The sequence below is a fragment of the Neobittarella massiliensis (ex Bilen et al. 2018) genome (assembly GCF_014269355.1).
Classification (GTDB): domain Bacteria; phylum Bacillota; class Clostridia; order Oscillospirales; family Ruminococcaceae; genus Neobittarella; species Neobittarella massiliensis.
This window is the reverse complement of the sequence record NZ_JACOGI010000001.1, coordinates 1,468,618-1,492,720: the sequence shown is the minus strand read 5'-3', so window position 1 is coordinate 1,492,720 and position 24,103 is coordinate 1,468,618. Positions and strand designations below refer to the sequence as shown.

23 protein-coding genes are annotated in these 24,103 nt (G+C 60.6%); 11 read left to right on the top strand and 12 right to left on the bottom strand.

Going from position 1 to position 24,103, the window contains the following annotated elements:
• Positions 1–14: 14 nt before the first annotated feature.
• The 4 genes from H8K20_RS06870 to H8K20_RS06855 form a co-directional block, all read right to left on the bottom strand.
• Positions 15–2,366, bottom strand: coding sequence for an ABC transporter ATP-binding protein/permease (locus tag H8K20_RS06870; protein WP_186487888.1), 2,352 nt, complete (start codon positions 2,364–2,366; stop codon positions 15–17).
• A gap of 33 nt (positions 2,367–2,399) precedes the next feature.
• Positions 2,400–3,011, bottom strand: coding sequence for a TetR/AcrR family transcriptional regulator (locus tag H8K20_RS06865; protein ID WP_105205568.1), 612 nt, complete (start codon positions 3,009–3,011; stop codon positions 2,400–2,402).
• Between the two features lie 356 nt (positions 3,012–3,367).
• Entirely contained in the window at positions 3,368–4,009 is a 642-nt protein-coding gene (locus tag H8K20_RS06860; protein ID WP_105205570.1) for an HAD family hydrolase, read from the bottom strand.
• Entirely contained in the window at positions 4,009–4,545 is a 537-nt protein-coding gene (locus tag H8K20_RS06855; RefSeq protein WP_186487887.1) for a thiamine phosphate synthase, read from the bottom strand. The genes H8K20_RS06860 and H8K20_RS06855 overlap by 1 nt, the downstream gene beginning before the upstream one ends.
• A gap of 684 nt (positions 4,546–5,229) precedes the next feature.
• Here H8K20_RS06855 and H8K20_RS06850 point away from each other — a divergent pair.
• From H8K20_RS06850 to H8K20_RS06835, 4 genes are all read left to right on the top strand, one after another.
• Positions 5,230–5,910, top strand: a complete 681-nt coding sequence (locus H8K20_RS06850; RefSeq protein WP_105205572.1) for a phosphoribosylanthranilate isomerase — start codon at positions 5,230–5,232, stop codon at positions 5,908–5,910.
• Positions 5,910–6,923, top strand: a complete 1,014-nt coding sequence (locus H8K20_RS06845) for a carbohydrate kinase family protein (protein ID WP_105205573.1) — start codon at positions 5,910–5,912, stop codon at positions 6,921–6,923. The genes H8K20_RS06850 and H8K20_RS06845 overlap by 1 nt, the downstream gene beginning before the upstream one ends.
• 154 nt (positions 6,924–7,077) lie before the next feature.
• A complete protein-coding gene (gene codA / locus H8K20_RS06840) occupies positions 7,078–8,313 on the top strand; it encodes a cytosine deaminase (RefSeq protein WP_154865246.1) in 1,236 nt (411 codons plus the stop codon).
• Positions 8,314–8,342: 29 nt separating this feature from the next.
• Positions 8,343–9,434 (top strand): hypothetical protein, encoded by a 1,092-nt coding sequence (locus tag H8K20_RS06835; RefSeq protein WP_186487886.1) that lies wholly within the window; start codon positions 8,343–8,345, stop codon positions 9,432–9,434.
• Positions 9,435–9,492: 58 nt separating this feature from the next.
• Here the strand turns inward: H8K20_RS06835 and H8K20_RS06830 are convergent, their stop codons facing one another.
• The 4 genes from H8K20_RS06830 to H8K20_RS06815 all read right to left on the bottom strand — a co-directional run bounded on the left by H8K20_RS06830 (position 9,493) and on the right by H8K20_RS06815 (position 14,181).
• Positions 9,493–9,696, bottom strand: coding sequence for a (2Fe-2S)-binding protein (locus H8K20_RS06830; RefSeq protein ID WP_243206189.1), 204 nt, complete (start codon positions 9,694–9,696; stop codon positions 9,493–9,495).
• A 128-nt stretch (positions 9,697–9,824) separates the two neighbouring features.
• A complete protein-coding gene (locus H8K20_RS06825) occupies positions 9,825–10,565 on the bottom strand; it encodes a class I SAM-dependent methyltransferase (protein WP_186487885.1) in 741 nt (246 codons plus the stop codon).
• A gap of 56 nt (positions 10,566–10,621) precedes the next feature.
• A complete protein-coding gene (locus H8K20_RS06820; RefSeq protein WP_186487884.1) occupies positions 10,622–11,533 on the bottom strand; it encodes a DMT family transporter in 912 nt (303 codons plus the stop codon).
• 200 nt (positions 11,534–11,733) lie between these two features.
• Positions 11,734–14,181 (bottom strand): YDG domain-containing protein, encoded by a 2,448-nt coding sequence (locus H8K20_RS06815; RefSeq protein WP_186487883.1) that lies wholly within the window; start codon positions 14,179–14,181, stop codon positions 11,734–11,736.
• A gap of 211 nt (positions 14,182–14,392) precedes the next feature.
• Between H8K20_RS06815 and H8K20_RS06810 the strand changes: the two genes are divergently transcribed.
• The 4 genes from H8K20_RS06810 to H8K20_RS06795 all read left to right on the top strand — a co-directional run bounded on the left by H8K20_RS06810 (position 14,393) and on the right by H8K20_RS06795 (position 18,142).
• The gene (locus H8K20_RS06810) at positions 14,393–15,622 is read left to right on the top strand and encodes an RNA polymerase sigma factor (protein WP_186487882.1); all 1,230 of its coding nucleotides are present in this window, start codon (positions 14,393–14,395) and stop codon (positions 15,620–15,622) included.
• Positions 15,623–15,767: 145 nt separating this feature from the next.
• Positions 15,768–16,571, top strand: coding sequence for a histidinol-phosphatase HisJ family protein (locus H8K20_RS06805; RefSeq protein WP_186487881.1), 804 nt, complete (start codon positions 15,768–15,770; stop codon positions 16,569–16,571).
• Positions 16,571–17,371, top strand: coding sequence for a PHP domain-containing protein (locus tag H8K20_RS06800; RefSeq protein WP_186487880.1), 801 nt, complete (start codon positions 16,571–16,573; stop codon positions 17,369–17,371). The genes H8K20_RS06805 and H8K20_RS06800 overlap by 1 nt, the downstream gene beginning before the upstream one ends.
• A 27-nt stretch (positions 17,372–17,398) precedes the next feature.
• Positions 17,399–18,142: a 2-phosphosulfolactate phosphatase gene (locus tag H8K20_RS06795; RefSeq protein WP_186487879.1), complete on the top strand. Its 744-nt coding sequence runs from the start codon at positions 17,399–17,401 to the stop codon at positions 18,140–18,142.
• A 146-nt stretch (positions 18,143–18,288) separates the two neighbouring features.
• On the opposite strand, the gene H8K20_RS06790 is transcribed toward H8K20_RS06795, so the two are convergent.
• Positions 18,289–18,594 (bottom strand): hypothetical protein, encoded by a 306-nt coding sequence (locus H8K20_RS06790; RefSeq protein WP_186487878.1) that lies wholly within the window; start codon positions 18,592–18,594, stop codon positions 18,289–18,291.
• A gap of 151 nt (positions 18,595–18,745) precedes the next feature.
• On the opposite strand from H8K20_RS06790, the gene H8K20_RS06785 reads away from it, so the two are divergent.
• Positions 18,746–18,919 (top strand): toxin-antitoxin system HicB family antitoxin, encoded by a 174-nt coding sequence (locus H8K20_RS06785; protein ID WP_129589449.1) that lies wholly within the window; start codon positions 18,746–18,748, stop codon positions 18,917–18,919.
• An 80-nt stretch (positions 18,920–18,999) separates the two neighbouring features.
• Here H8K20_RS06785 and H8K20_RS06780 read toward each other — a convergent pair whose 3' ends face one another.
• Entirely contained in the window at positions 19,000–20,187 is a 1,188-nt protein-coding gene (locus H8K20_RS06780; RefSeq protein WP_186487877.1) for a cation diffusion facilitator family transporter, read from the bottom strand.
• Positions 20,188–20,440: 253 nt separating this feature from the next.
• Between H8K20_RS06780 and H8K20_RS06775 the strand changes: the two genes are divergently transcribed.
• Positions 20,441–21,217, top strand: coding sequence for a hypothetical protein (locus H8K20_RS06775; RefSeq protein WP_186487876.1), 777 nt, complete (start codon positions 20,441–20,443; stop codon positions 21,215–21,217).
• Between the two features lie 19 nt (positions 21,218–21,236).
• Positions 21,237–22,070 carry a metallophosphoesterase gene (locus tag H8K20_RS06770; RefSeq protein ID WP_186487875.1) on the top strand — a complete coding sequence of 278 codons (834 nt, stop codon included), beginning with the start codon at positions 21,237–21,239 and terminating at the stop codon, positions 22,068–22,070.
• A 798-nt stretch (positions 22,071–22,868) separates the two neighbouring features.
• On the opposite strand, the gene H8K20_RS06765 is transcribed toward H8K20_RS06770, so the two are convergent.
• Both H8K20_RS06765 and H8K20_RS06760 read right to left on the bottom strand, forming a co-directional pair.
• A complete protein-coding gene (locus H8K20_RS06765; RefSeq protein WP_186487874.1) occupies positions 22,869–23,477 on the bottom strand; it encodes a nucleoside 2-deoxyribosyltransferase in 609 nt (202 codons plus the stop codon).
• Positions 23,478–24,020 carry a nucleoside 2-deoxyribosyltransferase gene (locus H8K20_RS06760; RefSeq protein ID WP_105205589.1) on the bottom strand — a complete coding sequence of 181 codons (543 nt, stop codon included), beginning with the start codon at positions 24,018–24,020 and terminating at the stop codon, positions 23,478–23,480.
• Positions 24,021–24,103 lie beyond the last annotated feature (83 nt).

The window sequence follows — 24,103 nt, the reverse complement described above, 5'->3', positions numbered from 1 at the left end:
AAAATTACAGGGCCTCACTCGCTGCGCAGCGCCTCCACGGGGTCTTTCTTGGCCGCCAGCCGGGCGGGGATCATGCCCCCCAGCATGGTCAGCGCTACGCTTACGACCACCAGCAAGATCGCGTGCACCGGGTTGAGCTGTGCCACGTTCGAAAGGTCGGTCAGATTCTTGAGGATGTGGTTGACCGGGAAGGTGAGCAGGTAGGCGATGCCAATACCCATCAGCCCCGAGCAGGCGCCGATGATAAAGGTCTCGGCGTTAAACACCCGGGTGATATCCTTCTTGCGGGCGCCCAGCGCGCGCAATACGCCGATCTCGCGGGTGCGCTCCAGCACCGATATGTAGGTGATGATACCGATCATGATCAGCGACACCACCAGCGACACCGCCGCAAAGGCCACCAGTACCAGTGTTATGGCGTCCATGATACCGCCTGAGAGCGAGGTGAAGGTGGCGGCCATATCGGTGTAGATGACCTGGTCGGCACTGTCGCGGCCCTGGTTGTAATCGGCCAGATAGGTGGTCACCTTTTCCTTGGCAGCAAAATCTACCGGGTACAGGGCGATCATATATGGGGTGCTGTCACCGCCCAGGGCGGCGAGTATCTGCTCTTTGGTGGCGGCATTCTGGCTGCCGCCGTGATTGCCGGCTGCGGCCGCATCGTCAAAGCGCTGGCCGGTGAGCACGTTGTAATCTGCTTCCTGCTGGGCCTTTACGATGGCCGAGTCTTGGGCGCTATCGATAAAGCGCTGGGTCAACTTATCCGAGTAGGCTACCCCCGCCGAGAGCACCTGCAGCTTGGTATCCTGATCGGCGCGCAGGATACCGGCGATCTTCACCGTGATGCAGTCCTCGCTGTCATAAATCTGGCGCAGGTGCTCGGCGCTGCTATCCACCGTGAACCAGCTACCTATCTGGGTGTAGTACAGGTCGTTGGGGGCGATCTTAAAGGTCTTGCCCACAATGTCGTCAAAATCTACCGGCCCGCTGCTGTCTATCCCCAGCTGGGTCAAAATATTCTGGTCGATCTGGTTGTAGCTGTCGACGATGAGCACCAGGTCGGTATCCTCCTGGGGATAGCTGCCGGCCAGCAGGTCATAGCTCGACTGCAGGTAGTCCTCGCCGCCTTCCTTGAGAGAGGTGGGGTAGGCGGCAAAATTCAGATTAGAGGTGCTGGCCGCCGTCACGTCGCCGCTGTCGTCCTGATGCAGCAGGTTCATGTTCACCGTGCGGGTGTACGAGATGCCCGACAGCAGCGACCCGTCGATGTGCTCCACGTAATCCAGGTACTCCTGGGTAAAGGTGTTCTGGTGGACCATGCTGTTTTGCGCCGGGTCATAGGGCAGAACCTGTTTTTTATCCGGGTACTCGTCCGGCCGTTTTTGACTGCCCATCATCTGGCTGTGCTGCTCGATCATGGTGTCCATGTCCATCTCCACCGCCTGCTGGGTGATCATCACCGGAAAGCCCGACAGCGTATCCGACTCGAATAAGCTGATCTGCTTGTCAAACCCGTTAGACAGCGACAGCACCAGCGCGATGCCGATGATACCGATGCTGGAGGCAAAGGCGGTCAGGGCCGTGCGCCCCTTTTTGGTAGAGATGTTTTTGCCCGACAGCTTGAGCGCGGTCAAAAAGTTCATACTGGTCTTTTTCAGCGTGTAACCGCGCTCGCTCTCGCCGGTGTGCACCACCGGGTCAGAGTCGGCGATCACCTGTCCGTCGCGAAACTGCACGATGCGGTCGGCGTAATCTTCGGCCAGCTGCGGGTTGTGGGTGACCATGATGACCAGCTTGTCTTTGGCGATCTCGCGGATGAGCTCCATGATCTGTACGCTGGTGTGAGTGTCCAGCGCACCGGTGGGCTCGTCGGCCAAAATGATGTCCGGGTCACCCGCCAAAGCTCGGGCGATGGCCACCCGCTGCATCTGTCCGCCCGAGAGCTGCCCCGGCCGCTTGTGCAGGTGATCGGCCAGGCCTACCCGCTTTAGCGCCTCGGTGGCTTTCTGGTGTTTTTCAGCCCGCGACACACCGCTCAGCGTAAGGCCCATCTCCACGTTGTCCACAATGCTCAAATGGCCGATGAGATTGTAGCTCTGAAAGATAAAGCCCACGCTGTTGTTGCGGTAGGCGTCCCAGTCGCGGTCTTTAAAATCTTTGGTGGAGCGGCCGTTGATGACCAGGTCGCCGCTGTCGTACTGGTCCAGCCCGCCGATGATGTTTAAAAAGGTGGTCTTACCCGAGCCGCTGGGCCCCAGCACCGCCACGAATTCCGACGGGCGAAACTCTAGGTCGATACCGTCCAGCGCGGTCTGGGTAAAGGTGCCGGTGGTGTAGCGTTTGGTAATTTTTTTCAGCTGTAACATAAAGTCTCCTCTGTGGTGGCTTTTAGGCGTTTTTCACACCAGGGCAAAACCCCGGCGCACCAGTTCCAGCCGGTGCAGGTACTGGCGGCGGATCTCTTCGCAGCGGTCGATATCGCGGAAGATATGGGTCATGGCGTCTTTGGTGAGCAGCGCCATGATCTCGATCATCTCGTAAATGTCGTCACGGGTGCGCACCCGCAAGGTCTGCCAGTTCACACCGTCGGCCAGCGCCTCCAAGATCTCCTGGGGCAGGTGTTCTTCCGGTGGGGCCAGTACAAAGCCGCATCCCAACTTGGCGTCGGCGAACAGGTTCTTGCAAAATCCGTAGGTCTTGGGGTCGGTGCCGAACTGGATGCAGAAGTCCAACATGCCGGCAAACAGCACGAACAGATCGCCGTCTCCGTCCTGCAGGCTGCACAGCACGTGGCGGGTCATCTGTTGCCGGTAGTCGTCCAGCACGTACAAAAGCATATCCCGCTTATCGCTGAAGTACTGGTAAAAGCTCCCCCGCGAGATACCGGCGTTCTGCACGATCTGGTTGATCGAGACCTGCTCGAACGGCACGCGGGCAAATTCGTCGACGATGGCGGCGGTCAGCCGGGCCCGCTTGGGGGCGGGCAGATTGTAAAAAGTAGTAGTGGGCATAGCGCTCCTCGCACAGCAGTCAAGTGACAGTATGTCATATATGGGTGAAAACGCTTTTTATCATACCGGTGCACCCCCCGCCATACAAGGTCCAAAAGCTGAATAAACCGTGAACAAATTGCGAATACCGGCAAAAGTACAGAAGATCTGGGTACCGGCTGCTGCCGCTTTCACCGGTATGGTCTGCGCCGCCGCAAAGGTGCCCACTGGTTTCTTGCCCCGTGTCACGGTCCCGCCTTGCCGGCCACCGGCAAAAATATCATTTACCGTGGGGGCGGCACCCCTTTACAAAATAAAAAAGGCGCTGCACACATCGGTGTGTACAGCGCCTTTTTAAACGGCGATCGGCCGCACGGCTACAGCTGCTCGAGCAACTGCCGGTAATCGGTAATGGCGATGTCGGCGGTCCGCTCAATGGCCGGCCAGTCCAATTTCGAGGTGTCGTCGTAAATGCCGCAGACGGTAAACCCGGCGGCTTTCGCGGTTTTTACAGCGTAATAGGCGTCCTCAAACACGGTGCAGTCAGCCGGGTCCAGACCCAGTTTTTCACAGCACTGAAAGTAGATATCCGGCTCGTGCTTGCTTTTACCTGCCTCGGGCACGGTGATGATAAATTCAAACAGGTCCCACAGCCCCAATCGTCTCAGTACCGTCTCGGCCTGAGGGCGGTCGGTCATGGTGGCGATGCACATCTTTATCCCCCGCGCCTTTAAGGCGTGCAGGTACTCGGGCACCAGCGGTTTAGGGGCGATCACCGTGCGGTACGCCTGCCAAACCATCTCCTCCCAGTTCTCCATGATCTTTTCCGGCTCCAGGTGGGGCAGGTAATTGCTCGAGAGATATTCGGCGGCCTGCTGTGAGTTCATGGTCACGATCTTTTGGCCCAGATCCTCGGGTACGGGCACACCGTTATCGATTAGTATCTGCTCGTCGAGCCCCCGCCACATCCACATCGAGTCCAGCAGTGTGCCGTCCATATCAAAGATCGCGCCCCGCATCACAGCACCTCCGCAATAGCCGCCGCCGTAGAAGAGAGGTCCGCCGGCATAGCCTGAGCTAAAAAGCCCACGCCATTGATGCCGCAGCCATGCAGGGCGGCAATGTCCTTCGGCTCATAGGCCACCACCGGAATACCCACCGCCGCACAGATGGCCTTTAACGTCTCTAAGCCGGTACGCTGTACCGGTACGCCCAGATAGTCGGCCCCCGCTTTTTGCGCCTCTTTGGCCTCGCCGGCACCAAACACAGTGCAGCCTACGATCGCCTTGGCGCCCAGCTTTTGCCGCATGTCGGCGACCATGTCTACAGTGGGCAGGTACGCCCCGTCGCCGTCGCCAAATTGGGTGACGCAGGGGAGACCGTGCTCGATCGCCACCTGCTGTACAGCGGCGATACGGTCTTGGTCACTGCCCAAAATATCCAAACAGGTGACACCTTGCTCTACGGCTTGCCGGCAGCGCTGCGCAAGCTCACCGGTAGTCCAGCTCTCGTCGATGACCAGATAAAAGGCCAGGTGTTTTTTGATCTCGCTCATAGTCGTTGCTCCCCTCTATCGCGCGCCGCCAGTTTAGCAGATATTTCGGCAGCGAATATCACACATATATTAAATGTACAGGCCCCAGCGCCATAAGTCAAGAGATGTATCCTATCAGCAGCGCTTTTGGCAAAGAGATCTCTATAGCAGTGCTCGATAATTAAGTTTGACTCACATAAATAAGTAAATGCTTATATTTTTACAGCCGAGACAAATCTACTGGAAGATTAAAAATCGATTGAAGCAGATTGACAAATTTTCGCTATTTTGCCGTGTTTTTAAAAAATATTTTATGAAAAATGCTGGTTTTTCTCGAGATTCTTTGGCACCTATTGGCCGGCAAACCGCTCTGTTTTTGGTTGCGGGGGGCCAAAGATAGATGGTATAATTAAACAAAGTGCGGCCCGTCTGCGGTGTAGGCGCCATGTGAAGCCTGCGCGCCCGCAGTGATCGGGTATGCTCTTATGAGGGATAAAAAATCTGCGTACGTATCGCTGTACCCATTAAAATAAGTCGGGCGTCCGCCCGACATCATCCATGGTGCCAAAGGCACCATGCAGAGAGATTTCAAAGAGAGAGTACCCAGAGCAAGGCAAGCAGGCGAAGCCTGCGCGCCCGCAGCGATTGGGTATGCTCTTTTGAGGTAATAAAACACCTGTTTTACACAATAAGGAGGACATCATCATGATCGTTCAGCTGTATTCCATCAAATCCCCCGAAGAGGCCCTGAAAGTCATCGAGCTGGGCTGCGACTATCTGGGGGTCTCCCCGGTGTCGGGCGCCAACCTGCCCAACGAGCTCAGCTACGACGAGATCAAAGAGATTTTTGCCACCATCAAGGGCAAAGGTAACGGCGTGCTCATCTCTATCGACGACCCCGAGGACCTGGTGGTCGAGCGGGTGCGTGAGCTCAAACCCGATGTGATCCACATGTGCGGCGGCGAGGTGTTCTCCACCCCTGAGCTGGCTAAGCGCATCAAAGAAGCCAACCCCACCACCCGCCTGGAGCAGGCTGTCGGCGTGTCCGGCCCCGAGTCCATCGAAGAGGCCAAAATGTACGCCGAGTGGTGCGATATCCTCATCCTCGACTCGGTCACCGAAAACATCCCCGGTGTGGGCGCCGCCGGTGTCCCCCACGACTGGAATATCGACGCCGAGATCGTCAAAGCCGTCGCCGGCAAAGCCGATGTCATCCTGGCCGGTGGTCTCACCCCCGAGAACGTGGCCGAGGCGGTGCGCATCGTCAAACCCTGGGGCGTCGACTCGCTGACCCACACCAACAAGTTCCTGCCCGATGGCACCCGCATCAAAGATCTCGAGAAAGTCGAAAAATTCTGCCGTGAAGCCAGGAGTGTAAAGTTCTAATGAAAAGTTTAAAGACCGATAAGGCCATCTTGTGCCTGGGCGATATCAACCCCGACATCATCATCCCCTACGGCGAATCCCGCCAGATCATGGACGCGATCGCCCGCGGCGAAGAGGTGGACAACACCTATCGCCCCGACCCCACCATCCAGTCCGGCGGCGCCACCGCCAATACCGCGTCCGGTCTGGCGCGCTTGGGCATGCCCGTCTACTTTGCCGGCAAAGCGGGCAAAGATTACTACAGCGACTTCTTAAAAGAGGATTTTCACAAAGACGGCGTCATGACCGACTACATGGCCTGTGACCCGGCCATCTCCACCGTGGCAGTATTCGCCGTGGTGTCGGAAGATAAAAACCGCATCCTGTACGCCTTCCCGCCGGTGCACCCCAGCCACCTGCAGCTGGTGCCTGAAGACCTGCCCGACGAGCTGATGGACAAGATCGGCTGGGTACAGACCACCGGTTTCATGCTGCGCGAGAACCCCGCCGCCGACACAGTCATCGGCTTTTTAGAGAAGTGTAAGGCCCACGGCGGCATCACCATCTCCTTTGACCTCAACCTGCGCATCGAAGTCTCTCCCTTTACCGACGAGTTCAAGGCCCGCGTAAACCGCTGCGTAGAGCTGGCCGACGTGCTGCTGGGCTCGGGCAAAGAGGAGTATGTGCCGCTCAGCGGTAAGGCCACCCCCGAGGAGGCCTGCAAGTACTATGCCGATCAGGGTAAAGTCGTCATCTGCCGCGCCGGTGCTGCCGGGGTAGATTACTACCAGGGCAATGAGCACGGCTTCCTGCCCACCTTCGATGTGGAGGTGGTCGACACCGTGGGCGCCGGCGACGCCTTCAACGCCGGTTTTATCGCCTCGGTGGCCCGCGGCCTCGACTTGCACGACGCCGTCATGCACGGCAACGCCGCCGCCTGCTACGCCATCGGCAAAGTGGGCGCCCGCACCGTCCCGTCCTGGGATGTGGTGGAGGAGTTCATCGAGAAGACCCCGCTCATCGGGCAAAAATAAATACATACAGTAAAAGGGGCCCGAGGCCCGGCTCAGTACCGCCCAGACGGTCAGCCGGTGCCTCTGGCCCCTTTTGGCACCTGTAACTGCGCAGCGCCCTCAAACGGGCGGCGGTGCGGTCCCGTGTGCCGTCAAAGCGAGAGGAGAGATCTGTTTGCTCATCAAAAATTGCCTGCTGGAAAATGCCGTCACCCCCACCGATATCCGGGTGCAAAACGGCCTGTTTGCCGAGATCGCCCCCGACCTGCAACCCACCCCCGGCGAAGAGGTGCTCGACTGTACCGGCAAATTGGTGCTTCCCCCCTTTATCGAGAGCCACGTCCACCTCGACACCTGTCTCACTGCCGGCGACCCGGTATGGAACATGTCGGGCACCCTGTTTGAGGGCATCGCCTGTTGGGGTAAGCGCAAAGAGAAACTGTCCCCCCAAGATGTAAAGGACCGGGCCCGCCGGGCCTGTAAGATGTACGCAGCCAACGGCGTACAGCATATCCGCACCCACGTAGACGTCACCGAGCCCACTCTGGCGGGTATGAAAGGCATGCTGGAGCTCAAGGAGGAGCTACGCGACCTGATCGATATCCAGATCGTGGCTTTCCCCCAGGACGGCATCCTAAGCGTACCCCACGGCAAAGAACTGGTGGAGGAGGCGGTGAAGATGGGCGCCGACTGCGTGGGCGCGATCCCCCACTTCGAGTTCACCCGCGAGTACGCCGTAGAGAGCGTCAATTTCTGTATGCAGCTGGCCGAGAAATACGATAAGCTGGTGGATGTGCACTGCGACGAGATCGACGACGAGCAGTCCCGTGGGCTGGAGGTGCTGGCCTGCCGGGCGCTGGAGAGCGGTCTCTCCGACCGGGTCACCGCCAGCCACACCACCGCCATGCACAGCTACAACAACGCCTACTGCGGCAAACTGTTTCGCCTGCTCTCTATGAGCGGCATCAACTTTATCTGCAATCCGCTGGTCAACACCCATTTGCAGGGCCGGTTCGACACCTACCCCAAGCGCCGGGGCGTGACCAGAGTAAAAGAGCTGTTGGCCAACGGCTGCAACGTGTCTATGGGCCACGACGACATCTTCGATCCCTGGTATCCGCTGGGAAACGGCAACATGCGCACGGTGGTGCACATGGGCCTGCACGTCTGCCAGATGATGGGCTACCAGGAGATCATGGACAGCTACCGGCTCATCACCCACAACGCTGCCCGCACCCTGCACCTGGGCAAAGATTACGGCATCGAACCCGGCCGACCAGCCAGCTTTATCGTGCTGGACGCCGCCAACTTCTACGACGCCCTCAACCGGCAGAGCGCCGTGCTCTACAGCTATAACCGCGGCCGCCTGCTGGCAGCCACCCAGCCGGCCAAGACCGAAGTGCTGCTTTGACCGCAGTCAAAAAAGGGGAGGAGTGCCACATGCGCGCGGCCAAACTGCTGGCGGTGGCAGTGGCGCTGACCGCCCTGCTTGGCGGGTGCAGCCACGCCAGTGAAGGTGCAAAAAAACTGACAGCACCCTCAAAAAAACCGGCCCCGCCCAGCTACGGCAGTCAGCTGTCCTATCAGGACAACAAGTATCAAAACAGCCGGGTGCGCCGGGGCGCCGACAATACCTATGTCTGCAGCTACCACGAGATCTATCAGATAGATGCGCAGGGGGCTGTTAAAGTGCTGGTCTCCATGCCCGATACACAGCTGTATGGCCTGCGTCTGTATCGGGAAGATCTGCTTTTGTTTACCAGCCGCGACATGACGCCGCGCGGTGATGCGCTGTTTGCCCTGGGCTTTTGGAGCTGCGACCTGCACACTGGCGCCTTGCAACAACAGCCGTTTTTTCCGCAGTATTACGAGATCATCGGCGATGTGCTCTACACCGCAGAGGGGGGGCAAGACATGCTGCGGGCAAACGGTGCCGATACCTACAGTCTCCCCGATCTAAAGCCGCTGAAAAACGGTGTCGTATGCCCGCTGTCGGCTGTGTACACCGGGTTGGGGGCGCTGGATCTCGACAGCGGCATTTATGCCGCTGCCGAAAACCACGAGGTATTGGGCTATGAGCCCCAGGTGACGGTGCGGCAGGATATCGTGCTGTCACAGCTCGGCGGCGGTGAGAGCCAGCACATCTGCACCTACACCGGCACCATGTACGACGGATGGCTGGCCACCCATCGCGGCGTCTATTACCAGCAGGCCGATGCGCTGTGGGTGGCGGATTACCAGAGTAAAGATCCGGTGCAGCTGTGTGCCAAACTGCCCGAAGGCATGCGCCTTTTCACCTACGACGAAAACTGGCTGTACCTGATAGACAGCGACAGCTATCAGACGATGGCGCGGGTACACAGCCAGACCGGCCGGATAGAGACCCTGCCTTTCACTGTAAAAGACGATCCCTTCGCCAGTCCTCTGGACACCTGCGGCGGTTATCTGTATTTTACTGGCCCCGACGATCTGCTGTACCGCTGCCCGCAGAGCGACCCCTCGGCCATACAGGTCGAGCCGTTTGACGGGTAGAGCGCAGAACGATAAAACGGCCCCCTCAGCTTTAGCTGAGGGGGCCGTTTTGGCACCATCACGGGTACATGATATCCGAGATGATCTTCATGATCTTATCGTGGCAGCCACCGCAGCCGGTAGAGCAGTGGGTGATCTTCTGCACACCTTCAAACTGCTGTTCTACAGCGGTCATGGTGGGCAGCTGATGCAGCGCGTTCTCAATGTCGGCGTAGGTCACCTTTTTGCAGTTGCATACCAGCACGTTTTCCATAGATTCCATGGTGGGCATCCCCTTTCTAAACGAGTATGTGGGCAGTTCCTGTCCCCATTATAAAGTCTGTTTTATCAGAATGCAAGTACAGCCGGGCGGCTGTACGGCATCTCCGGCAGCAGCCATAAAAGCTGCCGCTACCTCCTATCCAGCCTGCCGGCCAACAGCAGCATCATGGGGCGGCGCAGCTCATCTTGCATACCGGGCAGGTCCATCATCGATGGGTCGGGCCGCGGCTCAACAAAGTCGGTCAGCACAAAACCATTTTGCAACAGCCCCTGTACAAAGCTGGTGGCGGTGTGGTGGTATTTCTGTACCGGATGGCCCAAAAATATCGCCTGGCGCTCCCCCTCGATATAGTAGCCGTCCACTGGCCAGTGCAAAATCTTCCCCTGCTCGTCGCGGTACCAGTCCTGGCTGCCGTAGGCGGTAAATACCGGGTGCTCCACCGACAGGATAAACTGCCCGCCCACCGTCAAGCAGCCGGCCACCCGGCGGCAGATATCCTGAAAATCGGGCAGATAGTGCAGCGCCAGCGAACTCAGTACCACGTCAAAGCTGTCGGCGGCAAAATCGATCTCGTCTATCGACTGACAGCGGTACTCCACCTGGTCAAATCGGTTTTTCTCCCGTGCCACCTGCAGCATCTTCTCCGAAATATCCAAGCCCAGCACGTAGCTGGCGCCGCCCTGGGCGGCATACTGGCAGTGCCAGCCGTACCCACAGCCCAGGTCCAGCACGCGCTTACCGGCAAGATCGGGAAGCAGCTCTCTGAGCGCATACCACTCGCCGGCCCCAGCCAGCCCTTGGGTCGAGCGCCCCATCTGGCTGTAGGCCTCAAAAAATTGGGGGTCGTCATAGGGGTTGTTCTTGCACATGCTTTACACTCCTTTTTATATTCGGCACATACCGCTCGCAGCGGGTCCCGTCGGTCTCATCTGTTTTTTGCGCTGTCGGCGGCAGGGGTCGGTGCGCTGTTTTGCCGCCGGCCGCGCCACCACTCGCCGCCAAAGGCGGCGCCCAATATCAGCGCCGCCCCCGCCAGCTGCCACAGTCCGGGCTGCTCGCCCAAAAACAGCGCCGAAAAAAAGATGGCCGATACCGGGTCGATATAGCAAAAGGTGGCAGCAGTCTGCCAGCTTAGGGCCGGCAGCGCCGAGAAGTACAGCCAGTAGCCAACGCCGGTGTGCACCACTGCCACCAGCAGCGCCAAAAGCAGGCTGCCGGTCCCCGCAGACGCGATGTCCAACCCGTCGGTAGCCAGCACATAGGGAAACAGCACCACCGCCGCCACCGCCAGCTGTATCAGCGTGCTCTCCAGCCCGGTCAGCCCGTGCACAAAACGTCCCAGCAGCATCACACAGGCATACAGCGCCGCCGCGCCCAATCCAAAACCCAGGCCCAGTGCAGCGCGGGGCTGCCCGGCGGCCGATGGCCCGGCCCCCGCCACCAAAGCCATACCGGCAACGGCGGCCAATGTGCACGCCACCGCCGACAGCTGCAACCGCTCTCTCAGCACCGCCGGGGCCAGCAGCATCACCAGCACCGGGGCGCAGTAGTAGCTCAGGGTGGCCGCCGCTATGGTGGTGTAGCGATAGCTCTCGAACAGCAGGATCCAGTTAAAGCCGATAGCCGCCCCCGAGCAGAGCAGCACCTTCCAGTTTCGGCGCACCGCCGACATCCGGGGCCGCCGCCCGCTCAGAAAGCTCACGGCCAGCAGCACCGCACTGCCCACCACCGCCCGCACCAGCGCCAGTTGGCCCGAGGTCAGGCTGATGTGCCGCACAAACACGCCCAGGCTGCCAAAAAGCAGCATGGCCGCGATCATCTGTACCTTGGCCCGCATCGCTCTTTCCCCCCTATTCACACACTGTTTTATCACCATAGCGCAGCGCGCGCAAAATGTCAATGTGCCACCGCCGTGCAGACTGTGCGCTGCACACACAGGTCTTTTGCGCAACAGATGCAGCCCAGCCCAACAAAAAAAGAGCCCGCCCCGTATATCCTGCCCGGGGCGGGCTCTTGGCCCGTTATCTGTGGTGTGCGCTAGAGGCGGCGCTCATTTTTTTTGCCCCCTAAAAAGGCGGCGCCGCCCAGGGCCGCGGCGGCTGTAAACACAACGGCCAGCCGTATGCCGTGGTCGCCGGTGTAGGCGATAGTCCCGGTCAGCTCGCCGTCCTCCGGCCGGCTGGGGTTTTGGTGTCCGTCGTCAGAGTCGCTGTCCACGCCTAGCTGCGGTGCTTTCAGCGTGTAGTCCAGCAAGATGGTCGTGGTGTTGCCCAAACTGTCGGTGGCGGTGATCGACAGTAGGTAGCTCCCGGGCTGTGTCAGGTCCACGCGCTCTAGCAGTGCGCCGCCTTTAAATATGGTGGCGGCCGAGTAGGTCAGCAGCCCGTCAGGCAAGACCGAGCTGATCTGGTAGCGCTCTCGGAGCAGCTGCGCCACCTCGATTCGCGACAGGCTGCCGCTGGGCTGTACGTTTACCGTTACCGCGTCGGTGATCGTAGCGTGCACGGTGCCGTCCGGCTCGGTGCTGACGGCATCGGGGACCAGGTATTCGGGCTGGGTGCCACCGGGGTCGCTTCCGCCACCGGTATCTTGCTCCTCGCCGGGGCGCACCTGCGGCGCTTGCCGCTGGCGAATAACGATCTGGATAGGGGAGTAGGTGATCGCGTAGTTCTGTCTGGCCAGTGCAGTGCTGTCGGGAAAATCCACCGCCAGCACATAGGTCCCGGCCGCCGGGTTGCCCCGGTCCAGTTCTATATCTCCTGCCCGGCAGCTGTACACCGGGGCACCCAGTGTATCTTCTACGCGGTCGCCGCCCGCCAACATGCTCCCCCAGCTGCCGTCGGGGTCGTAGCCGGTGACGCTGTGCCCGTATGTATCTGCCAGCGGCACACCGGCCCAGCTGTCCGTCACGGCAAAGGTGGGGCAGACCGCCAGCGGCCGCGGGGTGATGGTCCCCGGTACCGTCACCTTTCCATCTGTCAGGCCGGTCAGCACATAGTCGCCGGCATCTTCGCCGGTCAGCGCCACCTCGGTAAGGGTTATGGTATCGGCCTCGGCCACATTTTTGCTGTTGTAGGTGGCAGTGCAGCTCAGGCCGACCTTGGCCCCCTCGGGCAGCCCGCTCAGCACAAAACCGCCGCTGTAGTCTGTGCCGCCGTCATAGATCTTGGTATAGGCCTGTCCATCTGTATCGGCGGGGGCCACGCTCAGCTCTATCGGCAACACCGAAAACGTGTCGCTGTCGCCGTTATACCCCTCCTTGACAGACTCTACCCGGTACTCTCCCACGTGGGTCGGCAGCCCTTCAACAGGTGCCCAGGTGCCGTCGGGGTCCCGCTCATAATAGACATGGGTCACCGCGTCTACCTGGCTGCCGTTGGCCTTGCTGCTCACCTCGGGCTGCTGCCCCACAAAAATGTCTTTGGCGCTGGTAGACAGGCTCTTTCCGGTGGGGTCGAGGTTGACGTCGACGACCGAAAACCCGCTGCCGCCGCCATCGGTGACCGGCTTGTCGCCGGGCATGCCGCCGTACTCGATGATATAGCCGGCCTTCACTGCCGGGGTCCCGTCATTCCAGGTGCCGATCAGGTCCGAAGTGCCCCACATGTGCAGGCAGTACTCGGTCCCTTTGTTCTGCCCGTTGTTGGGCTCTCCGCCGTTCCAGTTGCTGTAGATCACTGTACTGCTGGGGTTATTGGCCTGCGACTGGCTAAAAGCGCCCTGCCAAAACAGGGAGGGGGCAAAGTTCCCCGCGCTGTCCAGGCTCTCGGGCCCGGTCACCCAGTAGTACTTTCCGTACGATATCGTGTAGCCGGCGGCGTCACCGGTATAGTCGGGGTGGCAGGTGCCGCCCATCCAGGTGTTTTGCTTCACCAGCGAGGTGATGATGTCGTTTTCATGCTTGCTGGTCACCGTCACCAAGTAGCCCTGCATGCCCATATAGGTGGCGTCGGCCGCCTCGGTGAGCGCCTGCGCCCACACGATCTCGTCCTTTACCGCCTGGTAGTAGTGCCCGCTTTCAGCGTCGTAGTCGTAGATGTCGGTGGTCTCTTCGTAGCTGGCTACCAGCCGCAGCTTTTTCATATCGTCGCCGGCCAGCTTCACCTTCAGGTTTTCGCGCAGATACCGGCTCCAGTCGTCGCAGCTCTTGCCGCTGGCATTGATCGATACGTTCACCTCTTTGCTGCCGCTCAACCTGGTAAAATCCCCCAAAGTGGGCAGCGTTATCGTGTCGGCAGCCTCTACGACGCTGGTAAACTGCACCGTCACGCTCTTGACCTCCTGCCCGGCAGGTGCGTGCACCTGCAAGTCGGGAAAGGTAAAGTTGCCGTCGCCGCCTCTGACCGCGGCGCCGGTATCGATATACAGCGCCGTCTCTTCGGCAGCCGCTACCTGTCTTGGCGGCAGCAGCACCGCCGACAGAGTCATAGCCGCCGCCAGCAGCAGCGCCGAGCACCTGCTGCCGGCTCTCCTCTTGTGTCCCATATAGTCCAGCCCTCCCAATCGTGATGTAAATGCCTTCGCTCCAGGTGCCAGATACTGCGCATCTAGGCGATGGGCTACTTAATAATTGGCATCTTTTGCAGAAATGGGTCACATTTTGCCGAAAAATTTTTTCCACTTGTCGCCATTTATACGGTCGTGCTATAGTGGCTAGAGATATGGCGACAAAAATGTCGCAAAAAGGGGCGATATTATGCCGTATACCCACCGCCAGCTGGGCCAGCTCGCCCAGCGCGCTGCCGCCGGAGACCGCACCGCCTTTGATGCGCTGTATGCCGCCACTGCCCGGTTTCAGTACTACCGCATCCTGCACCTGGTGGCCAGCCCCCAGGTGGCGGAGGACCTGCTGCAGCAGACATACCTGCACCTCTGGCAAAAAATAGATACCGTCGATCCCCCCGAGCTAGTGGCGGCGTATCTCAGCGGGATCAGCCGCAACCTGTGCCTGCAGTATCTGCGCCGCCAGCGGCAAACGCCGGCTGACCTGTCGCTGGATGACAGCGCCGCCGGCGATCTGGCCGATACCGCGCCCACACCCCAGCAGATGATCGATCGAAAGAGCGACCGCGAGCGCCTGCGCACCGCTCTGGCCGCGCTGCCGCCCGACGAGCGTGAGGCGGTGCTGCTGCGCTACGGCCAGCGGCTCAAAATACGCGATATCGCCATCGTCATGGCCCGGTCCGAGAGCACGGTCAAGCGCCTGCTAAAGCGGGCCCTCGGCAAGCTGCGGAGCCAGATGGGCCTTGGCAGCCTGCTGGTGTGGCCGCTGGGGCCGCGTATCGAGCAAACAGCCGAGCAGAGCTGGCGGCAGCGGCTGGCGGCAGAGAGCGGCTCCGGCCGCTCCCACCGCCGCCGTCCCCTGCGCCTGCTCACCGCCGTATCGGCAATTTGCGCGCTGCTGCTGTTGGGGGCGGCCACCGCCGCCCCGGTCGCGATCGTCGACGCACGGTGGCCGCAGACGGCGCCCCAGGCCCAGCCGGTCACCCTACAGGCGCAGGTCGTCTGCCCGGCAGGCGTGCGGGAGGTCTATCTGCAGGGGGAGGAGGATCGCTGGCCGCTGGAATACAGGGACGGCGCCTACGCAGTCAGCGTGCCCCACAGCGGTGTGTACACGCTCGTTGCGCGGGGCAAAAACGGCAGTGTCGCCCGGCGCCGGCTGGTGGTGAGCTGCATCGACGATCAGCCCCCTTCGCTGCAGAACAGTACTGTAGAGGGGGGCTGCACCGTGTTCACCTTTGCCGACCCCAGCGGCGTGGCCGAGATGTACTGCGTCGACGCCGCCGGCACGCGCATCGACCCGCTGCTAAAAGATCTCGCCGCCGGCCGCTTTGTTTTTGCCCTGCCTCCCGGCAGCTACACCACCTGTGTGCGCGATGCGCTGGGCAACACCGGATCGGGCTGTACACAGGTCTACGAAAAATAGCATCTCTTGCCGGTATCCCGGCGGCCGCGGGTGTTCGCTGTCGACCCCCGCCGGCCGCCTTTTTTGCCGTTCCCGGTCTTTTTCTTTTGCCGCTCAAGGTGTATAATGGCGGGGAGAGGTAAACTACCGATGAGGAGGAGCGACCATGAGACCCTTTGTATTTGACAGCCACACCCATTCCCAGTATTCGCCCGACGCCGATACCGACCTGCGCGAGATGTGCGAGTATGCCATCGCCCACGGTATCGACGGCTTTTGCGTCACCGACCACTGCGACTGCAACCACGACCGGCCGGAGCAGGAGGCCCGTATGGCCGCCTGCCGGCAGGAGGTCCAGCAGCTGCGGGAGGAGTACAGAGGCCGCCTGCTGCTCTGTTACGGCATGGAGCTGGCCCAGCAGAATTTCGACCCGGCCATCGTGGCGCGCATCTACGGCTCGTTCGAGGGCGATTTCATGATCGGCTCGATGCACAGAGCCGACAACCAGCCCGATTTCAGCGTCATCGACTTCTCCACCATTGAGTTCGAGCCGCTGCTGGAAAAGTACTACCACGAGCTGCTCGAGACCGCCCAGATCAATAAGCTCGATATCCTGGCCCACATCACCTACCCCCTGCGCTACGCCGGGGCCGAGCGGCTTGCCGGGATGGACCTGCACAAATACGACGACATCACCGACGAGATCTTCAGGACCCTCATCCAAAACGGTAAAGGGATAGAGATAAACGTCTCCGGCCTGCGCCAGCCCTACGGCAAGCCGTTTCCCACCGGCGAGTACCTAAAGCGCTTTCACGATCTGGGCGGCGAGATCGTCACCATCGGCTCCGACGCCCATTTCCCCCAGCACGTGGGCGCCAACTTCGCCGACGGGGTGGCCATCTTAAAAGCGGCGGGCTTTGACCACTACTGCTACTTTGTCGAGCGCAAGCCCCGCTATGTAGATATCTGATGGCTGCCCTGTTTGACAGCCATACCCACTCGGTCTACTCCCACGACTGCGACACGCCGCTGCAGGAAAATCTGGCGGCCGCCGCCAAACAGGGGCTTTTGGGCCTCTGCACCACCGACCACTGCGAGGTCAACTGTTTCGACGCAGTCTGGCTCCAGCGGCTGCAGAGCGGCCGGCAGCAGCTGGCGGCGCTGCGGCCGCAGTGGGCGGGGCAGCTGGTGCTCACGCAGGGCATCGAGCTCGCCTATCCCCAGGCCGACCCGGTGCTGGCCCGGCAGATCATCGCCGCCGCCCCGTACGATTTTGTGCTGGGCTCTATGCACGGCTCGCCGGCGAAAAAGGGAATGTTCGACCCCGCTACCGGTCCCCGCCGCTTTGCCCAGATCCTGCGCACCTATTTCGGCGAGCTGCTGCAGGTGGTGCAGCTAGACTGCTTCGACGTGCTGGCCCACCTCACCTATCCGCTGCGCTACGCCTCACCGCAAACGGCCGCCGCACTCGACCTGTTGGCTTTTGACCGCCAGATCGATGAAATATTTGCGGTGCTCATAAAAAACGGGCGCGGGCTGGAGCTCAATGTCTCCGGGCTGTATCAGTCCTACGGCAAGCCGTTTCCCACCGTCGGCTATCTCAGGCGTTTTTACCAGCTGGGCGGTCGCATCGTCACGCTGGGCTCCGACGCGCATCACAGCGCCGATATCGGCCGTCAGCTGGCGGCCGGGGCGCAGCTGTTGCGGCAGGCCGGCTTTACTGCCTACTGCTATTTTCGCGGCCGCCGGCCGGTATTTTTAGATCTGTAACAGAGCTCATATCTGCGAGGAACATCTATGCGACAAGTTACCCTTTATACGCAGCACGACTGGGTCGACCCCGCTGCGGTCACCGGCCAGTGGGCGGTAGTCATCGACACCTTTCGCGCCACCACCACCATCACCGCCGCCCTGCAAAACGGCTGTCTCAAAGTGCTGCCGGTCATGCACACACCCGACGGGCTGGCCCTCAAACAACAGCTGCTCACCAAAGATCCCGGCACCCCGGTGCTGCTGGGCGGTGAGCGCCACACCCAGATCATCCCCGGTTACGACTGCGGCAACTCCCCGCTGGAGTACACGCCGGCGGTAGTGGGCGGCAAGGTGCTGGTGCTCTCCACCACCAACGGCACCAAGGCCGCCCTCAAAGCCGTCCGTGCCGGTCGGGTGTTTTTGGCCTGCCTCAATAACTGCACGGCAGTGGCGCAAAAATTGCTGGGCGGCAGCGCCGATATCTCCTTTATCTGCGCCGGCACCCGGGGCAAGTTCTCGCTGGAAGACGTGATCACCGCCGGCGGTGTGCTGCACGCGCTCTCCCGTATGGGTGGGCGCTTTCACCCCGACGATGCCGCGTATATGGCGCAAAAGATGTTCGTGGCCTACAGCGCCGATATCGATGCGCTGCTCTGCCAAACCGCCCACTATAATACGATGCGCAGCCACGGTCTCACCGGCGATCTGGCCTACTGCCAGCAGATCGACAGCACCGCGGCTGTGCCGGTGTACAGCGGCGGTGCCATCCAGCTGGCTGCCGATACATAATCGCCCCGCCCCAAACATCTATCCTGTAAATAAAAAGACAGAGCCCGCCACTCGGCAGGCTCTGTCTTTTTATCAAGAGAGAAAAAAAACATATTTGACCGGGCAGGCGGCGCCCCATTTGGCAGTCGGTGCTAAAGTGCCGGCTGCTACCAGCAGGTGAGGTCCAGCAGTGCTGTGGGCAGCGGGTACAGCAGCGCCCAAAATACCCGTAGCACCTCCCAAATGATCTGGCGGCAGGCACGCAGCGCGTCTGGTGTTCCCGGCGCGCCGCAGGTCATCTGGCGGCGGCAGTCGGTGGCGGCGCGCTCATTCGGCGGGTGTTTTGCCACCGTCACCGCGCTCATAGCCGGGGTGGGGGCCCGGTGCGCAGTGGTCGGTACCGGGACAGGCGCGGCCTGCTGCCAACACAACAGCAGCACCACACATATCGCCCACACCCATTTTCTGCCCACCGTAGACGCGCCTCCTCCTGCATTTCGACAGTTTTTGCGAACAGGTACAGTGTAACACGATAGCAATTATTTTGCAATTAAAATAGATTGCAAAATAATTCTATATTAAAATAAATTGTTCGTGCATACTAGGACCAGGAGGTGTGCCGCGATGTTAAAGATACAAAAGGGTTATGACTCCGAGAGCAAGACCTTCCGCCTGCCCACCGATATGGTCAGCAGGCTCAGCGATCTGGCGGCCAAAAACAAGCTGTCGCTCAATCAGCTGGTCATCCAGTGCCTGCAGTACGCACTGGACAATCTAGAAGAAGACGAAAAGGCGTGATACACCGCCCATTTTATAAAAAAGGGGAGGGGCGCGGTCCGGCATGGCCGGTCGCGTCCCTCCCTGTTTTTGTCGGCGCGCTAGCAGCCGGCGCCGTAATCGGTCTGGTAACCGCGGTCCACCGTGATCACACAGTACAGGTGCGGGTCGGTCTTTTGCACCTGCTCCTCGATCTGGTGGCACAGCTCGGTATTTTGCAGCGGGCAGTCGATGGGCACCGCCACGTCAAAGATCAGGTTCGAATGGCTCTCGCCCAGCACCGCGCGAAAGTCGTGTACGCTGCAGGCGGCATACACCTGGCGGGCGCTCTCTAATACCAGCTGGCGCAGCGCGTTGATGCGCGCGTCGTTGACCACCAGAGGGTCGAGATGCGCTACGAGGAAGATCCCTTTTTTCTGCGCAAAGTCGCGCTCAATGTTGTCGATGCGGTCGTGGCTGACCAGTATGTCCACCGAAGACGATACCTCCACATGTACCGAGGCGAAAATGCGCCCCGGCCCGTAGTTGTGCACCACCAGGTCGTGCAGCCCCAGCACCCCCTCATAGCCCAGTATCGTGCGAGAGATATCGTTTACCAGCGCCGTGTCCGGGGCCTGCCCCAGCAGCGGGTCCAGGGTGTCTTTCACCACCCCAATGCCCGAGTACAGGATAAAAGCGGCCACCAAAAGGCCCATCCAGCCGTCCAGCTCCAGCGGCGTCAGGGCCGATACCACCGTGGCCACCAGCACCGCCGCCGTGGCAACTACATCGTTTAGGCTGTCCTGCGCCGTGGCCAAGATCGCCGGCGACTGGATGCGCCGCCCCACCTGGCGGTTGAAGCGAAACAGCCACAGCTTCATCAGGATAGAGAAAAACAAAATGCCCACCGCCAGCCAACCGGCATTTACCGGCTCGGGGTGCAACACCTTCTGCAAGCTGCTCATCCCCAGCTGCACACCCAACAGCATGATCAAAAACGCCACGATCAGCCCGGCCACGTACTCGGTGCGGCCGTGGCCGAACGGGTGGTCCTTGTCGGCGGGTTTTTCGGCCAGCTTAAAGCCCAGCAGCGAGATGACCGAGCTCCCCGCATCCGACAGGTTGTTGATGGCGTCGGCCATGATGGCCACACTGCCCGAGAGCAGGCCGGCCAGCAGCTTGCCGGCAAACAGCAGCACATTCACGCCAATGCCCACCCCGCCCGAGAGCGCTCCATAGCGGGTGCGCACCCGGTGGTCCTGGGTATCTTCGCTCTGGGGCACAAAGTGCCGGATCAAAAAATCAGTCAAGTCCCATACACCTCTTTTTGTATGCGGGCGGTACCGCCTGTGCGGCGCGCCCGGGTAGATAACGCCTATTATAGCAGCCTTTGCCGTCTTTTTCCAGTGCCGCCGCCCCCGGTGCGTAGACAGCCGTCCCGCTGGGCGGTATACTATTTAAGAATAGCGGTCCGCCCGGGCCGATATAACTAGAGTATCCGCCGCTCTGCCGGCTGGTTTTCAGCGGGCGGTAACGGGCGGGCGATAGGGGAGGGGCACAACCATGAGTACAGAAAAAGAGCGCGGCGGTACCGCCGCGGGCGCACCGCAGTGTTTTTGGCGCCGCTACGGCGCGCTGGCTGCCGCTGTCGCACTCTACCTGCTCTCTGCTGTCTCGCTCTACGTGCTGCAGGTGTACGGCTTTGGCGGCGGGCTCAAAACAGGCTTTGGCCTGGTCGCACTGCTGCCGCCGCTGTACGGCTGCTGTTGGCTGCTGGCCGACCGCCGCCAGCCCCCGGCCAAGCCCCGCCGCAAAACAGATCTTTTAAATGGGTTGCTGCTGGCAGCCCTCACGGTGCTCGTCGCGGTGTTTTTGCTGCAAGATCGCTATCTGCTGCGCTGTTGGCAGTATTTTGGGGTGCTTTTGGGGCTGGGTGGCCTTATGCTGTACCAGCGCCGCCATCCGGTCAACAAGCTGTCGGCAGTGGCTGTCGCCTCCTTTTTGGGGCTGCTGCTCAGTACCGGCCTCTACTTTGCCGTACTGCGGCCCACCACCCTGCCCGGCGCCCGGGCCCTGCTGGCCGCGCAGGGCTACCGCAACTTGCAATTTGGCACCCACTGTATGGCCGCGCTGGCCGACCAGGTAGACTATACCGGCGGGCAACAGACCACAGGAAAACAAGACGAGGCACTGGGCCTGTACCTGTTCACCGCCCGCCGCGGCAGTCAGCAGTACGGTGTGTTTGTCAGCGTGGCCCACGGCCGGCCGGTCGGCAGTTATCTGCGAAAAAACAACCCGGCGATGGATTATTTCGAGCGCCAAGGCGTGCGCTGGCGCTAATGGGAAGGAGGAGACAGACATGCCCCACCCCAAAAAGAAGAGGCGCCGCCGTTGGCTCGCAGCGGCAGCACTGCTGGTGTTGGCTGTGGCGGTGTGGTACGGCGGCACCTTTTGGCTAAAGACCACCGAGGTACAGCTGTACAGCGGCAAGATAGCCGATCCGGTGCGCATCGTGCAGCTGACCGACTTGCACGGCTCCCGCTTTGGCGCCGATAACGACCGCCTGGTCCAAAAGGTGCGCCGGGCCGAGCCCGACCTGGTGGTCTGTACCGGCGACATGTACACCAGCGGCGACGAGCAGGGCCGCCAGGTGGCGCTGGATCTGCTCACCCGCCTGGCCCAGAGCTGGCCGGTGTACTTTGTCAACGGCGAGCACGATGACGACGGCGGTTTTGCCGTGGAACTGCAGGAGAGCGGCGTGCAGGTGATGGATTACGAGCAGTGCATCGTCACTGTGGGTAGTACCCGCCTGTGCCTGTACGGTATCAACAATCAGTACTACTCCGCCACCTTCGATCTGCACAATGCCTTCACGCTGGATACCGGCTGCTATACCATCCTGCTGGCCCACAGCCAAAACCTGGCCGCTTTTGCCGAGTTCGGCGTCGACCTGGCCCTGTGCGGCGACTCCCACGGCGGACAGGTGCGGCTGCCCGGCGTCGGCGCCCTGCAAAATCAGGGCATCTGGTTCCCCGAGATCGCCGGCCCCGACTCGGTGCGCTACACCAAGGGCCTGTACCGGCAGGGCAATACAGATCTGTTTATCTCCAGTGGTCTGGGCAACTACCCAGTCCCCATACGCTTTCTAAACCGGCCCGAAATAGCGGTGATCGAGCTGCTGTCCCCGACATGATCGCCCGCCCAAAAGCGTATTTAAATGGTGCCTATGTACTGTATAAAAAGTGCGAAGGTGCTGCTGTTCACGAAAACAGCAGCACCTTCGCGCGGCAAAACACCTGTTTGGCCGCTTTTAAACGTTACAATAAAGAGCCCAGCCCAGCCTAGCTTAGCCCAGGCCGAATTTGTCCACTGCCAGGTCCGGTTTGGTCGCCCACGGGTAGCCCCTCGGCCGAGGGGCTCTGGGCGCCTTGACTTATTTCGCCGTACGCGCGCTGAAGTGCATCCTCTTTATCAAGGCGGATTTCACAGCACACAGCACACAGCATACAGAACACAGCACGCAACATGCAGCACAGAGCATATTCAAAACCGGTCCCGGCCGTTTTGCCCGGGCCGATCGGTACCTTTATACCGCAGTTATCCATTCTACTGTGGATGCTATCGCTGCCTGGCGGTGTGCTCTTTTTGGACAGTTTTTTGGCCTTAAAAGCGCGGTGATGGGTCGAAAAAACTTCTAGCCGCTCCTGATCGGTGGTGCCTATACGAAAAGACATGACAGATCGCGGGTGCCCTGCCGTTCGTTTTGCCCCTATCGAATTAAATAGCCTGCAGTGCCAGACTATACTTTCAGCTCGACTGGCCCGACACATCGCAGCAAAATATCCCCCAGGCGCAGTCCCGCCATAGACGTCGCTGTGGTGGTCCATGCCTAAACGCCGTCACTCTTTTCTAAAAGCAGTACAGGACGGCAAGCGGTGCGGGTCGCCACACTGCTGGGCACGCTGTATCGACGGCCCGATATGCCCATTTGCTAGATCTGCTCTGGATCAAACGCGCGGTGGCCGGCCGCGACGAGCTCCCGGTCAAAATCGGCCCGCGCGCGTTTCATGGCGTCTTCCATGTTGCCCTGTACTACCGTAAACGGCACGCCAAAGTACAGGTTCAGCGGCAGCCCGCGGTCCTCGATCACATAGCAGTTTTCATCTGCCCAACGCCCCTCGGCACTGCGGTGCTTAGCGGCCGAAAAGCGCTCGACCAGGGGCCGGATATCTGTCAAAAAGGCGTAGCAGCGCAGGCCCAGCGCCCAGGCTGCCCCGCACTCAAAAGCAGTGCCCGAGTCCGGCTCCTGCCCGCGCCGAAAGTCGTTCAGGTTGGCAATGATCATGTCCGAGCGGTAGATCTGGTTCATGTCGTGGGTAAAGATCTTTTTTTCCAGCTCCTCTTGCGAGTTGTCTTGCGGCGTGTACTCGCGGTACTGGTCCTCGCGGGCCGGGTCGGGCGGAAAAATGCCGTCGATGCCGTAGCGGTGGCTCATCTCAACATACCCGGCGCCGATCTCCATACCGTCCGGCCAAAACATATCCGGCCCCGCCAAATAGGCTACCGGCCGGCGCACGATCCCGTTTTTGTCAATAAACATCTACCGCACCCCCTCTAGGTCTTGTTTGGCCCGCCGCAGTGCATCGGCAAATCCGCCCTGCACCATAATGCCGTGGGCCGACATCATCAGGTTCAGCGGCCCGTTTTCCAAAACGATACCGTCCCGGTCGCGCCATCCTTTCGAAACAGTGCCTTTTTTCTGGTTCTGGGGGTCGGTTATGTCCATCTGCTCCCGGTCCTGGTCGGGGTATTTCTCCTCGGTGAATTTCTCCACGCAGCTGCGCAGATCGTCCAGGTAGAGGTAGATCTTTTTGCCCCACACATACCCGGCGCCCAGCGCAAAACAGGCGCCCGAATCGGGCTCCCAGCCCCTGAAGTTATTCATATCGGCGATCAGCAGATCGCAGCCGCGCACGGCGTCCATCAGGGCGGTAAAATCCGCGCTGTTGTCAGTGCCGCCCAGCGGTGCCTCCAACAGCAAAAAACCCTGTTCGCGGCAAGCGTCCCGGCAGGCGGCGAGCTGCGCCTCCCAGTTCGGTGCATACCGCTGCGGGGTACACAGGCAGACCTTTGGTGTCGACATATCCCTGCTCCTCTCTGTGTCAAACGTTTCTGTCCCGCACCGCCCCCAAGGCTCTCTGTCGGCGGCGCCTGGTTTCAGTATAG